Source organism: Clostridium sp. 19966 (assembly GCF_032335695.1).
Lineage (GTDB): Bacteria > Bacillota > Clostridia > Clostridiales > Clostridiaceae > JACTOJ01.
In genome coordinates, this window is the sequence record NZ_JACTOJ010000009.1 from 65,870 (window position 1) to 79,342 (window position 13,473).

Sequence of the window (13,473 nt, forward strand, 5' to 3'; positions counted from 1 at the left end):
TATAAAAGTGTACATAAAATAATTTTCTAGATACTGCATTTTTATAGAATATACTATTTTAAGCCACTAGCAGAAGTGAATGATAAAATATTTTTTTACATTAATGTTCGTGAAATGCAAAAAAATGTAGTGAGAATATCATATTTTTTACTGAAGAAATGTTAAATCTACAACTTTTTTGTTAAAAAACTTTAAAATTAATATAAAGCAATAAAATAGGAAATAATCTACCACTTTCTAAATTTATGTGATATACTAAAAACGAAATTTATTTCGAATCGGAGGAGTAAAAATGAAAAAAGCATTTATTATGGGATTGAGTGCAGTATTAGCAGTTTCAGTCCTAGCTGGTTGTAGCTCAAAAAAATCAGGGGATTCCAGCAAACAAAGTTATGTACCAAAAACTCTTACAGTTCAGTTCGTACCATCAAGTAACGCTGAAACACTTGAAGCAAAGGCAAAGCCATTAGAAAAGCTATTGGGGGATAAGCTTGGCATACCTGTTAAAGTAAGTGTATCAACTAACTACAATACTATAATAGAGGCTATGGCTTCAAAGAAAGTTGACGTAGGATTTTTACCTCCATCAGCTTATGTGTTAGCTAAGCAGAAAAATGCAGCAGAATTATTATTACAGGCTCAAAGATATGGAATAAAGCAGCCTACAGGAGAAAATACAACAGAGCTTGTTGATTCTTATAGATCAATGATAGTTGTTAAAAAAGGCTCAAGCATAAAGTCACTTCAAGACCTAAAAGGAAAGAAGATTGCTTGGCAGGATGTTACTTCTTCAGCAGGATACATATGGCCAGCTGCTGAAATGAAAAAAGCTGGAATAGATCCAGAAAAAGATGTTCAGGGTACAATAGTTAAAGGACATGATAAAGGAATACTTGCAGTATTAAATGGCGACGTTGATGCAGCAGCAGTATTTGAAGATGCTAGAAACGTTGTTAAAAAAGATTATCCAGATATATTCAATCAAGTTGAGCCAATATACTTCACTAAAGGAATACCTAATGACACTATAAGCGTTAGACCAGATATGGACAAGACTTGGAAAGATAAAATACAGCAGGCATTCTTAGATGTAGCTAAAGACCCAGAAGGTAAGAAAGTAATAAATGATGTTTATACTCATGCTGGATATGTTAAAACAGATGACAGCAAGTTTGATATAGTAAGAGAATATCAGAAATTAGTTGAAAAATAATAAAAAGTGGGGTTTTGCATTAGCAATTGAAAATTGCTGATGCAAAGCTCTTTTTTTATCTGTTACATACACTTTTTATAGATATTTATTAACAAAATTAACTCAATAGATAAAAGATGGTATACTTTAAAAAGCCTTTTAGAATTAAGGCTTTTTTTAAAACAAAAGTATATTTGTTGGCACTTGATTCTATCTTTGTCCCATTCATTTTTTATGAAAAAAAGAAGCTGTGCACTAATTACTTAGTGCAACAGCCACTTTACGAAAAACGTCCTTATCAACATTCGTTTAAAGCATAGCCTTTTATACAAGTCTTTTACGAATGGCACTCGATAGGAACTCTATTATTATAACTGTTATTATAATACCTAGAAGTATTATACCAACTCTGCTCCAGCCTCTAGCGTTTAAAGCAAATATTAATGGAGTACCAATACCACCGGCACCAATAAGTCCTAGTATTGATGCAGAACGCACATTTATATCGAATCTATATAAAGTCAGTGATGCGAATTCTGGAAGTATCTGAGGAATCACTGCAAACCAAAGCACTTGAAATTTGTTGGCTCCACAAGCAACCAGTGCTTCGCTTGGACCCATATCCATATTTTCTATGGCTTCAGCATAAAGTTTACCAAGCATTCCTACGGAGTGAACACCGAGTGCAAGAACACCAGCAAAAGCTCCAGGTCCTACAGCTTTTATAAATAGTATAGCCATAACCAGCTCTGGAAAAGTTCTTATAAAGCTTAGCAAAAATTTTGTTATAAAAGGTACAGCTTTGAAGGAAACTATGTTATTAGCTGCTATGAAGGCAATAGGTATACAAAGTACAGCAGATACAAAAGTACCTAGTATAGCAATGGCTATAGTTTCAATCATAGTGCTGATTAAGCCTTCTCCATCTGGTGGATTTATGTATGCCCAATCTGGGTGAAACAGTCCGTGAATTATTGAACTGACAACTTGACCTGCTGAACTCTTAATCCCACCAATTTTTAATCCTGAAAATGCCCATATGTATATAAGCAAAATTACTATTAAAATAATTATATTCTTAATCTTTTTCTTGTTAATCATAATAAACTCTCCCTAACTTTTGCGCTTATAAAATCTATAGCTACAACTATAACTAAAGTAACTAGTATTATTGTAGAGGTACGAGTATATTGGAATAACCCTAAAGTTTTGTCAAGATAAAGTCCTATACCACCAGCGCCTACAAGTCCAAGCACCGATGCAGCTCTTACATTTATTTCAAAAGCATAGAGCACATAAGAGATAAACTGTGGAAGAGCCTGTGGTATTACGGCGAAAAATATCCATTGAAGCTTATTAGCTCCTACTGCGGTCATAGCTTCTAAGGGACCGTCATCAATAGTTTCCATGGACTCATACTCAAGCTTTGCTACTAGTCCGAAAGAGAAGAAGGCTATAGCCAAGATACCAGGAAGCATTCCTAAACCAAAGATTGCAACAAATAATGAAGCAAATAGTAAATCAGGAATGGTTCTTATTATGCTTAATACGAATCTAGAAATAAAATTTAATATTTTAGATTTTATTACGTTTTTAGCAGCTAATATGGAAAAAGGTATAGCTAATATAGCTCCTAAGGTTGTACCTATTATAGCCATTCTCAATGTATCAGCCATAGGCTGCCATATTTCAGAAAGATAATGCATATCTGGAGGTACCATTTCAGTAATGAGAACACCTATTTGAGGCAAACCATCTATCAGTTCGGAAAAAGAAGATTGAGTTTTTATTCCACTGGCGATTAATAAAGCTAAAACAACTACAACAATCAAAACTCTTGTAACAGTTTTTTTCATTTGCGAATTGTCTTGAATAGGCATTTAATTCACCCCTAACAACTCGGAATTGTTTATTGGACGTCCGTATATTTCATTAAATACTTCGTCCGTAGCACTTTCAACTGGTCCATCAAATACTAATTCGCCAGCTCTAAGCCCTATTATTCTTGTAGAATATTTTCTAGCTAAATCTATATGATGAAGATTTACTATCGTTGTTATTCCCAATTCCGTATTAATTTTTTTTAAGTCATCCATAACTTGAATGGTAGTAAGTGGGTCCAAGGAAGCTACAGGTTCATCTGCAAGTATTATTTTAGCTTCCTGGGCTAGAGCTCTAGCTATAGAAACACGCTGCTGCTGACCTCCTGAAAGTTCATCTGCACGAGAATAAGCTTTTTCTGAGATGTTAACTCTTTTTAGTGCATCCATAGCTAATTGCTTGTCTTTATCAGGGAAAAGACCCAATACGGTTCTTATAGTTGAGTAATATCCAACTCTTCCTGAAAGCACATTCTTTAGAACTGAAGAACGTTTTACAAGGTTAAAGCTTTGAAATATCATTCCAATATCTCTTCTTATTAATCTTAATTCTTTACCTTTGGCAGAGGTTACTGATTTTCCATCTATTAATATTTCACCATCAGTAATCTCATGTAACCTGTTAATGGATCTTAGCAAAGTGGATTTTCCAGCTCCAGACAATCCTACTATAGCAATAAATTCTCCTTTATTTATTTTTAAATCAATGTTCTTTAATCCAAGCGTACCATTAGGGTATTTCTTCGATACATTTTTAAATTCAATCATGTGTCCATCTGCCTTTCTTTTATTTATAACGCTATAAATATTGAAAATGATATTTATTTAAGCTTTACAGCACCAAAGTATATTTTACGATAAAATTAGTATTTCTTCAATAAAAACCAAGTAAACATTAAATATTTAAAATGAACTTTACATTAATATATATTTTTTTATGAATTAATAAAATTTATAATATATAATGAGAATTTAATTTATTGTTTAACTTACACGAACAATATATAATAAAGCATATATTAATAGTAAGGAGATATATGGATGAAAAGAAATATAGACCTAATAAGTCAAATAAATAATACTAGCTTAAGCGATGATTGCATAGCCATATGGCAGTTAGGACAAGAAAGTATGGTGGTGAAGAGCGGTGAAACCATATGCTATTTTGATCCATATCTATCTAATAATGTAGATGATACTTTTGGAAATAGTCCTAGAAGCTTTAAAGAGCCTGTTGATCCATCCGAAATAAACAACGCTGATTTTGTATTTATATCCCATGATCATTTGGATCATTTAGATCCTGAAACCTTAGTGCCAATAGCTAAAAATTCTCAAAAGGCTAAATTTATATGTCCAGCACCACATGTACATATTTTAATAGAAATAGGTATTGAAAAAGAAAGAATCATAGCTGCAAGGGCGAAAGAAAAAATTAATATAGGCGGGATGGAAATTTATCCTGTTGCAGAAAAGCATGAGGATTATTCCATAGATTCTAATGGAAATCATGGATATTTAGGATATGTGGTAAGATATAATGAAGTAGTTTTTTATCATGCAGGTGATACCATAGGATTTTATGAGTTAGCAGAGGATTTAAAGCCTTTAAAAATAGATGTAGCATGTCTGCCCATAAATGGAAGAGACTTTAAAAGATTAAAGGTTGATAACCTTTTAGGAAATATGGATTTTAGAGAAGCTGCAGAGCTTTCTAATATTATAGGAGCAGATACCATAATTCCTATGCATTATGACTTATTCGGATTTAATACAGAAAACCCTGCTTATTTTGTGGACTACCTTTTAAACAATTACCCTGACCAAAAATTTAAGCTTTTGACTTTAGGAGAAAGAATGATATATATGAAGTAAAAAAGTGCACCGATTTCTCGGTGCATTTTTATTTTGAGTAAAATTCTATTATAGATACTTCATTTACTTCGATAGGTATTTCTGACTTTTCAGGAAGCTTTACTAAAGTACCTGAAAAATTATCAAAATCCTTAGTTATATAAGGTAATTCAAAGCTTCTGATATCTAAGAAATTTTCAGAAAACATTTGATTCTTTCTTGATTTTTCTCTTAAAGAAATAATATCTCCTACTTTTACTTCATAGGATGGAATATCAATCTTTGAATTATTTACCAATATATGTCCATGATTAACAATCTGTCTAGCTTGCCTTATAGAATTTGCAAAACCGATTCTATATACAAGATTATCCAGTCTGCATTCTAATGTTTTTAACAAAACCTCTCCAGAGACTTCTTTGCTTTTCATAGCAGACTCCACATATCTTCTGAATTGCTTTTCAAGAATGCCATAGTAAGCTTTAAGCTTTTGTTTTTCTATGAGTTGCAATCCATATTCAGATATTTTTTTGCCTGCTCTGCTGTTTTGATTTGATGCTCTTTTCATAGCCTTTGGATGACCGTAGATATTAACTCCTAGTCTTCTGCTTAATTTAAATCTTGGTTCTCTGTTTGTTGCCATTTAAAAATTCCTCCATTTATTACTTTAATTCCAGCCGCAGTAATAAATCCATAGGATTCGCCAACGGATAGATTATAACATAACGATAAATGATAATCAATATCAACATTGCTGCTGCTGTAATTATTAAACTTTTAATTTTTATATCTCTTACTTTATAATTTGTAAATTACAAATTAAATATTATAATTTTTTATTATTTCAATCTTTAAATTTGTTGTATAATTAAGTTTATATATGTAAAACAATGTCTAATATAAATAGTAAAGCTAAAATATATCATTAAGTTTTAGGAGGAATATAGCATGTTATATAACTTTGATGAAGTAATAGAAAGAAGAAATACTAACAGTGTAAAATGGGACAGAGGACAACAGGACGTTCTTCCATTGTGGGTAGCAGATATGGATTTTAAAGCTGCAGAGCCTATAATTAATGCTTTGGAGGGAAAAATTAAGGAGGGTATATTTGGATATACCATTCATCCTAAAAAATATTATGAAGCTGTGGTTTCATGGATGGAAAGAAGACACAACTTACATGTAGAAGAGGATTGGATTCTTTTTTGTCCAGGAGTAGTTCCAGCTCTTAATTTTATTATTAAAGCACTTACGAATCCAGGAGATAAAGTTATGATACAGACCCCAGTGTATCATCCTTTTTATAGAGTTATAAAAAATAATAGCTGTGAAGTCGTAGAAAATGAATTGATTTTTGATGGAAATAAATATGAAATGGATTATGAAGATTTAGAAAAGAAGGCTTCAGACCCAAAAGTTAAACTCATGATTCTTTGCAGTCCGCATAATCCTGTAGGCAGAGTATGGAAGGAAGAAGAACTAAAAAGATTAGGGGATATATGTTTAAGAAATAATGTTATAGTAGTTTCCGATGAAATCCATAATGATTTGATTCTTGGAGGAAATAAACACATTAATTTCGCTTCAATCAATAATGAATTTTCTAATAATACCATTACTTGTACATCTCCTAGTAAAACCTTTAATTTAGCTGGTTTACAAGTTTCAAATATTATTATCCAAAATAAAGAAATAAGAGAAAAGGTTGAAAATATCCTTGAATTAAATGAAATAGGAGAGCCTAATGCTTTTGCTGTAGATGCATTGATAGCTGCCTATGAGCAAGGGGAAGAATGGCTCAATCAATTAATTCGTTATTTAGATAAAAATGTAGAATACATTTCTGATTATCTTAAGGAAAATATACCGGAAATTAAGCTTATAAAACCAGAAGGTACCTACCTTCTATGGCTGGATTGCAGAGAGCTTGGGATGAAAGGTGAGGAATTGAATAAATTTTTCATGGATAAAGCCAAGGTTTGGCTTAACGATGGAAGAATGTTTGGAGCAAAAGGAGAAGGATTTGTTAGAATGAATGTAGCATGTCCAAAATCCATAATAGAAAAAGCGTTAACTAAAATTAAGAACACACTAATGTAAATTATTAATATAATAAAAAATTTAGGCATTTTTAATAAAATATTAAAAATAACATTATATGGACTAAAATATTCGACAGTTAAACAGTAAATGTTATATAATACACAAGTATAAACTTATTATATGGCGGTGACGAATATGAAAAAGTTCCATAATATGAAAAAGTTCAGCAACATAAAAAAATTTTACAGCATAAAAAAATTTCATAATTTTAAGATATCACAGAAAATAATAGCGCTTTCAGCTGTTATGATGGCATTTATATTAGTAATAGGTGCTGTTGGTTTCTTTTCGGTAGGTCATGTTCATGGATCCTTGAAAGAACTCAACAATGAAAGATTAACACCATTACGTACGCTGGAAGATGCTCAGTCTGATTTCAAGAATATGAGACTAGCTCTTAGAACTCATATAAGTACGGAGGATATTGCAGAAAAATCATCTTTGGCCGATGAAATCAAATCAAATGAAGATGAAATGACCAGCTTATTAAAAAAGTATTCACAAGGAAATATTGATAGCAGTGAAAAAAAAGGACTAAGTGATTTAAATGCAGCTTATGCAGCTTATGAAGATTTAGTCAGCAATATAATGTCTTCTAGCAATAGTGGACAAACTGAAGATGCTATATCCAAAGCCGACAATGAGGGAAAAGACGCGTATAATAAGGTAATAGCTTGTTACAAAAAAATAATAGATTATCAAATAACGGCATCAAATAAACTTTATAGCAGCAGTGTTAATCTATATACATTTATAGTTGTTGTATACATAGTACTTATAGCAGCAGCTGTTGTAATTGGAGTTTTGTTAACTATTATAATAACGAAATCAGTAGTTGTTCCTATAAAGAAAGTATCTGACAAACTTAAAGAAATATCTGATAATGGGGGAGATTTAACCCAAAGACTTAACATAAATAGTAAGGATGAAGTTGGTGAATTAGCAAATTCTTTTGATGAATTTGTAGGCGGACTTCATGGAATAATAGCTGATATAGCAGATTCTGCTAAAACTATATCTGGTTCTAGCGAACAAGTATTACTATCCACTGCTGAAACTAATAGAGCTATGGATCAGGTTACTGGTATAGTATCCAGCATAGCTGAAGGTACTACAAGCAATGTGGCACTTACAGATCAAGCTAAGGAAAAGCTTCATAATGCGGCTCAGATATCTGAGGAAACAGCCGCAGCAAGTAGTAAAACTGCAGAAAACAGCATTGTGGTTAAAGAATCTGCAGATGCAGGGGCTAAAAATGTGGGAGATATAGTGGATAGCATTCAAAATGTATCTGGATATTCTCAGGAAGTTTTGGTGCTAATTAAGGATGTAGATGCTTCAGCAAAGAGAATAGGTGAAATAGTGGAATTAATTACAAATATTTCATCTCAAACTAATTTGCTTGCACTTAATGCAGCTATTGAAGCTGCAAGAGCAGGAGAAGCTGGTAAAGGCTTTAATGTGGTAGCGGATGAAATAAGAAAGTTAGCAGATGAAACTAGTAAAGCTGCTAATGATATAATAGTTTTGGTAAAAGAGAATAAATCGAAGACCACAAATGCGGTAAGTTCTGTAAACAAGGTTGACGAAATGGTAATTGATGCGGTAGGTAAAGCAGAAGAAGCTAAAGAAAACATAGATGACATAATAAATAATATAAATAATATTGTTCAGCAAATAGAGGGAATGAATGCTCAGATTGAAGAGCAGTCAATGATATCAAAACAGCTTTCATCAGATATGGATGAAATAGCTGCAAGTGCTGAAGAGATGGCAGCTGGAACTGAAGAAATGAGTGCCAGTGTACAAGAGCAGGCTAGCAATATGCAGGAAATAGAGCTTAGCAGCCAAAAGCTTTCACAGATTGCAGAAAGCCTTAATAAAATAACTTCTAGATTTATATTGTAAAAATTAATATTGGTTATATGCAGCAAGTGGCGAGTTAATATGGAAATTATATTTAATTTTCTAAATTACTCGCCACTATTTTGTTAATAATTTTACATTAGCAAATATTGACACGAGATGCTTTGTTTAATAAAATCTAACATAGGGCTCTTTTATTAGAGCTTATGTGAAGGAGGTGAAAGTATTGTTTAGCTTAAAAGAAGAGAGCAAAAGGATAAAGGCAGTATTATTTTTGTCTTCTGCAATAATGTTTAGCTTAATAATGATTTCTATATTCTATTACGGAAATAGTAATTTGTTAGGTGATTTCTATAAACCAAATAACGATGATGTAAAATTTATAAGAAGTGCGTGGCTTCTAGCTACTACAGGGAATTATACTTATCATAATCCTCCCTCAGCCACAGTTTTTATGATGCCTGGGCTATCATTTACTTTAGCATTTTTTATGAAAATATTTGGAGAATTTGGAGGAATAACGGCCTTTAGAATCCTTCAAGGTGTTATGCAGATTGGCTCATTAATGCTTATATTCTACATTGGAAGAAAAATATTTAATAGTAAAGTTGCAATAGTTGCAGTAGTATTGGATTTATTTTATATAGCTGAAATATTGATGCCTACACTTATACTTACCGAAACAATATTTAAGTTTTTTGTTCTATGTCTTATTTTTATTTCTTTATATGCTGTGGAAACGGGAAAAATAAAATATTACGTTTTGGGCGGAGTATTTTTAGCGCTGTCAGCCTTATTTAGGCCAACAATTTCGCTATACCCAATATTAATTTTAATAATGTGGATAGTAAAAAAAGAAAAACCAATCAATTGTATAAGGTATGCATGCATTACTATTGCCGTATTTTGCGTAATGTTAAGCCCTTGGTGGATAAGAAATTATACCATATTTCATAGATTTATTCCCTTTACTATTGCCTCTGGAGATCCTATGAGACAGGGCACATTCATAGATTATGATAAATCAGTAAAGCTTACGGAAGGGATTGATTATACTAATTATAACTATGATAATCCTAATCTCAGTGAAATCGAGAAAGATAATATGCAGACGAAGTTCTCAAAATATAGGTTAAGCATATTGTTTCCAAGGGAACCTCTGCGATTTGTTTACTGGTATACTATAGGCAAAGGCTGGATTCAAATAAAGACACCTTTTTATTGGAAGGAAATGTTAGGAGTGACCTTTTCTCAATCGAAAGAATATCATTCTCTATTGTTAATTTTAGCTTTTATAGGGTGTATAGCTTATTTTAGAAATAGAGATAGGAATAAGCTTGGATTGCTGCCATTTATGGCACTTATATATTTTATAATAGTATATCTTCCATTTTACACTATGAGCAGATATTACTATCCTATAATGCCTTGTTTAATAATATTTTCTGCTAATATTATATTACTAGCCTATGAGCACTTGAAGAAAAATTTAATTCCAAGATTACAAAAACGTTAGCCATGGCTAACGTTTTTTAATTTCATGAAATTATATTATTATAGAGATTCTAGTAAGTTCCGTATGCTCCTTTTCCGCATCCAGAGCAAGATAAGAAGAACAATGCTATTATGAACAATACTCCATTATCTATGATGTTTATTCCACCACAGCAAGTTCTGGATTCTTCATCATCACAGTCATAATCCTTCTTACAGCCTTTTGAAAATTGAAGAATTATAAGAATCAATATAACAAGAGTTGGAAAGTTACATATACAATTACTATTTAATCTTGGTTGAACTACTGGAGCCTGAGGTGCATATGAAACCTGACTTCTACAACAACATCTACTCATTTGAAATCCTCCTTTTAAATTATAAGTTATTTTATCTCAAAGTAGTCTTATCATTTGAAGGGTACATGATATGTCAATTACATGTAAGATGTTAAAAATTAAGAAATTAAATTAATTGACATATATGTATATCGATTTGTTATGATACGGAGAACGATTGAGTCCTCCGTCTAAATCAAAAATAAGGGGGATTTATTATTAATTCAATTATATTAAAGTTAGTATGATTTTAATTTAAATTCCTTATATTGTATAGTATGATGAATTTCATAAATTCGTTCCACTATAAAATAAATCTCTTAAAGTTCGTTTATTATCAGTGTTACCAAGTGCCGCAGCCTCTACAAGAAAGATAGAATAAAGCTACTATAAATGTTATGCCGTTATCAACCAATCCGCTTCCTCCGCCATGGCCTTTCTTAGAAAATTGGAGAATTATAAGAATTAAGATAACTAGTGTAGGTAAGCTGCAGATGCAATTGTTTCCATCATAACCAACATTCGTTCCCATGATTATACCTCCCGTTCATTTAATTTAACAAGTTGTTATCTTCGGCTATAGTACATATTATGAAGGCTATTTTTTTATTGTTACATAGTAATGAATAAATATTTTTTCAATGCTGGAATTTCAGGCTCTGCTTTAAATCAGTGCTGATTTTTACATTCTACTAAAATATAGACTAATTTAAAATTAACAAATTATTAATACGTTTTTAAGAGATAATTAATACTATTTTGAGAAAAGTGTGTTATATTATATGCATAAGGTTTAAGAATTTATGAGTGAGGTGAAATACATATGCCAATGAGAGTTAAAGTAAATGGAGTAGTAGGTGAAGTTATTGAACCTTGTGGAAAATTTAATTATGGTGATATAGTTGAAATAATAAAAATAAAAATATCTAAATTTGATTTTTTTAAGAGTAAGGTTTGTGTTAGTGATGGACAAACTGTTTACTGGATGAATATGAAAAGTATAAAACTTATGCCTGCGGAAGATTGCTCAATATAAAAGGGGCTGTCTCAAAAGGATTATTTATTCTATTCAATTAAGAAGTAAGCTGTAAAAATTAATAGTTATTGAGGAAATCGTCTCTTTATGAGCCGATTTCTTTAAATTATAATATAAAAAAAATTCAGCAAGGCTGAATTTTTACCTTCAGTTCGAGAGGCTATGTTTTAAAATGTTGATATTATCTTTGGAGTTTCTCACATGGGTTCTGAAAGAAACCATGCACAGACGATCAAAGTCTTTATCAACATTTTTTTAAAACATAGCCTATAATTTAAAGCTATCTAAAATAGCCATGGCACTTACTGCTTCAATTACTGGAAGTACTCTTGGAACTATACAAGGATCATGTCTTCCTTCCACAGTGAGAAGTGTGTTTTCCATCTTAACTATATCCACCGTATTTTGAGGACGGCTTATGGAGGAAGTTGGTTTAATTGCACATCTGAATATTATAGGCATTCCATTAGTTATGCCGCCGTTTATGCCGCCGTTATTGTTAGTTGAGGTTTTTATATTGCCATTTTCAATAAGTAATGGATCATTTGCCTGAGAACCATATAATTCGGTTATAGAAAAACCTAGCCCAAATTCGACGCCTTTTACCGCTGGAACGGAAAAAAGCAGATGAGATAGAGTACTTTCTATAGAATCAAAAAAAGGATCTCCTAAACCTGCCGGAGTATTTAAGATAGCGCATTCTACAACTCCGCCCACTGAATCCTTATTTTCTTTGGCATTTATGATGCATTCTCTCATTTTTTCAGCAGAAGCATCGTTAATCACTGGAAAAGCTTTTGAAGTTAAATCAGCTATTCGTTCTTCTGTAATATTGGTTAAATCAAAAGGAGTATCTTTAATATTATGTATGCTATGTACATGGCTGATTATCTTTATTCCTCTTTCAGCTAAAAGCTGCTTGGCTATTGCACCAGCGAATACTATAGAAGCTGTTATTCTTCCAGAAAAATGTCCGCTGCCTCTAAAGTCATTAAAGCCGCCGTATTTTATTTTACCGCTGTAATCTGCATGACCAGGTCTCATAGCATATCTTAAATTATTATAATCCTTAGATATTGTATTCTTATTTCTAATGATAGCACAAAGTGGTGTGCCAGTAGTTTTTTCTTCAAAATATCCGCTTAAAATCTCAAAATTATCCTCTTCTTTTCTAGGAGTAACTAGATTGCTAGAACCAGGAGCCCTTCTCTGCATTTCCTTTCTTATAAGCTCTAGATCTAATTTTATACCTGAAGGAAGTCCGCTAATTACTATACCTAATGCGTTTCCATGGGATTCTCCAAAAATAGAATATTTGATTTTATTTCCCCATACTCCGCTCATTTTATCACCCCAATTTATTATAGATTTTATATTTGATTATACCTAATAATATATTTATGTCAACTTGAAAGCGCACAATTCTGCAATTTGTAATTAATATTTTTGAAAAACATAGACTATTTTAAAAATTCGGTGTTTACAATTTTAAAAGGTTACTGTATAATCTTAAATAATATAAGGCTATGAACAGAAATAGTAAAAATTTATAGGATTTTAAGAGAGCCATGTTTGGTGTGAGATGGTAATCCTGTTATTTTGAACTCGTCTGTGAGCTGTCGCTTGAATTTATGTAGGGCGGAACGCAATTCCAGCGTTAAAGGGATAGATGGTAAAGCTTTGGGGGCACGCCATCGAAAAGTGGGT

General features: G+C 31.8%; 13 protein-coding genes and 1 other annotated feature (1 of these 14 running past the window's edge). Of the genes, 6 read left to right on the top strand and 7 right to left on the bottom strand.

What is annotated here, in order from left to right:
* Nucleotides 1–292: 292 nt before the first annotated feature.
* Nucleotides 293–1,213: a phosphate/phosphite/phosphonate ABC transporter substrate-binding protein gene (locus IAI10_RS11120; RefSeq protein ID WP_315673335.1), complete on the top strand. Its 921-nt coding sequence runs from the start codon at nucleotides 293–295 to the stop codon at nucleotides 1,211–1,213.
* Between the two features lie 303 nt (nucleotides 1,214–1,516).
* Here IAI10_RS11120 and phnE (IAI10_RS11125) read toward each other — a convergent pair whose 3' ends face one another.
* Genes phnE (IAI10_RS11125) through phnC form a run of 3 tightly spaced genes read right to left on the bottom strand, consistent with a single transcriptional unit; the run spans nucleotide 1,517 to nucleotide 3,840 of the window.
* Complete coding sequence (gene phnE, locus IAI10_RS11125) at nucleotides 1,517–2,293, bottom strand: phosphonate ABC transporter, permease protein PhnE (protein WP_315673336.1); 777 nt, start codon at nucleotides 2,291–2,293, stop codon at nucleotides 1,517–1,519.
* Nucleotides 2,290–3,072, bottom strand: a complete 783-nt coding sequence (gene phnE, locus IAI10_RS11130) for a phosphonate ABC transporter, permease protein PhnE (protein ID WP_315673337.1) — start codon at nucleotides 3,070–3,072, stop codon at nucleotides 2,290–2,292. Before phnE (IAI10_RS11130) ends, phnE (IAI10_RS11125) begins: the two co-directional genes overlap by 4 nt.
* Nucleotides 3,073–3,840, bottom strand: coding sequence for a phosphonate ABC transporter ATP-binding protein (phnC, locus tag IAI10_RS11135; protein ID WP_315673338.1), 768 nt, complete (start codon nucleotides 3,838–3,840; stop codon nucleotides 3,073–3,075). It lies immediately after the preceding gene.
* A 273-nt stretch (nucleotides 3,841–4,113) separates the two neighbouring features.
* Here phnC and IAI10_RS11140 point away from each other — a divergent pair, with 273 nt between their 5' ends.
* Nucleotides 4,114–4,947 (top strand): MBL fold metallo-hydrolase, encoded by an 834-nt coding sequence (locus IAI10_RS11140; protein ID WP_315673339.1) that lies wholly within the window; start codon nucleotides 4,114–4,116, stop codon nucleotides 4,945–4,947.
* A 28-nt stretch (nucleotides 4,948–4,975) separates the two neighbouring features.
* Here the strand turns inward: IAI10_RS11140 and rpsD are convergent, their stop codons facing one another.
* Nucleotides 4,976–5,569, bottom strand: a complete 594-nt coding sequence (gene rpsD, locus IAI10_RS11145; protein ID WP_315673340.1) for a 30S ribosomal protein S4 — start codon at nucleotides 5,567–5,569, stop codon at nucleotides 4,976–4,978.
* Nucleotides 5,570–5,874: 305 nt separating this feature from the next.
* Here rpsD and IAI10_RS11150 point away from each other — a divergent pair, with 305 nt between their 5' ends.
* The 3 genes from IAI10_RS11150 (at nucleotide 5,875) to IAI10_RS11160 (ending at nucleotide 10,414) form a co-directional block, all read left to right on the top strand.
* The gene (locus IAI10_RS11150; RefSeq protein WP_315673341.1) at nucleotides 5,875–7,029 is read left to right on the top strand and encodes a MalY/PatB family protein; all 1,155 of its coding nucleotides are present in this window, start codon (nucleotides 5,875–5,877) and stop codon (nucleotides 7,027–7,029) included.
* Between the two features lie 138 nt (nucleotides 7,030–7,167).
* Nucleotides 7,168–8,940: a methyl-accepting chemotaxis protein gene (locus IAI10_RS11155; RefSeq protein ID WP_315673342.1), complete on the top strand. Its 1,773-nt coding sequence runs from the start codon at nucleotides 7,168–7,170 to the stop codon at nucleotides 8,938–8,940.
* 184 nt (nucleotides 8,941–9,124) lie between these two features.
* A complete protein-coding gene (locus IAI10_RS11160; protein ID WP_315673343.1) occupies nucleotides 9,125–10,414 on the top strand; it encodes a glycosyltransferase family 39 protein in 1,290 nt (429 codons plus the stop codon).
* A 49-nt stretch (nucleotides 10,415–10,463) separates the two neighbouring features.
* On the opposite strand, the gene IAI10_RS11165 is transcribed toward IAI10_RS11160, so the two are convergent.
* A complete protein-coding gene (locus tag IAI10_RS11165) occupies nucleotides 10,464–10,751 on the bottom strand; it encodes a hypothetical protein (RefSeq protein ID WP_315673344.1) in 288 nt (95 codons plus the stop codon).
* A 322-nt stretch (nucleotides 10,752–11,073) separates the two neighbouring features.
* Nucleotides 11,074–11,262: a hypothetical protein gene (locus tag IAI10_RS11170; RefSeq protein WP_315673345.1), complete on the bottom strand. Its 189-nt coding sequence runs from the start codon at nucleotides 11,260–11,262 to the stop codon at nucleotides 11,074–11,076.
* 291 nt (nucleotides 11,263–11,553) lie between these two features.
* Between IAI10_RS11170 and IAI10_RS11175 the strand changes: the two genes are divergently transcribed.
* Nucleotides 11,554–11,766 carry a hypothetical protein gene (locus IAI10_RS11175; RefSeq protein ID WP_315673346.1) on the top strand — a complete coding sequence of 71 codons (213 nt, stop codon included), beginning with the start codon at nucleotides 11,554–11,556 and terminating at the stop codon, nucleotides 11,764–11,766.
* Between the two features lie 267 nt (nucleotides 11,767–12,033).
* On the opposite strand, the gene aroC is transcribed toward IAI10_RS11175, so the two are convergent.
* Nucleotides 12,034–13,110, bottom strand: a complete 1,077-nt coding sequence (aroC, locus tag IAI10_RS11180) for a chorismate synthase (protein WP_315673347.1) — start codon at nucleotides 13,108–13,110, stop codon at nucleotides 12,034–12,036.
* Between the two features lie 173 nt (nucleotides 13,111–13,283).
* Nucleotides 13,284–13,473, top strand: a binding site (T-box leader); it runs 52 nt beyond the window's last position.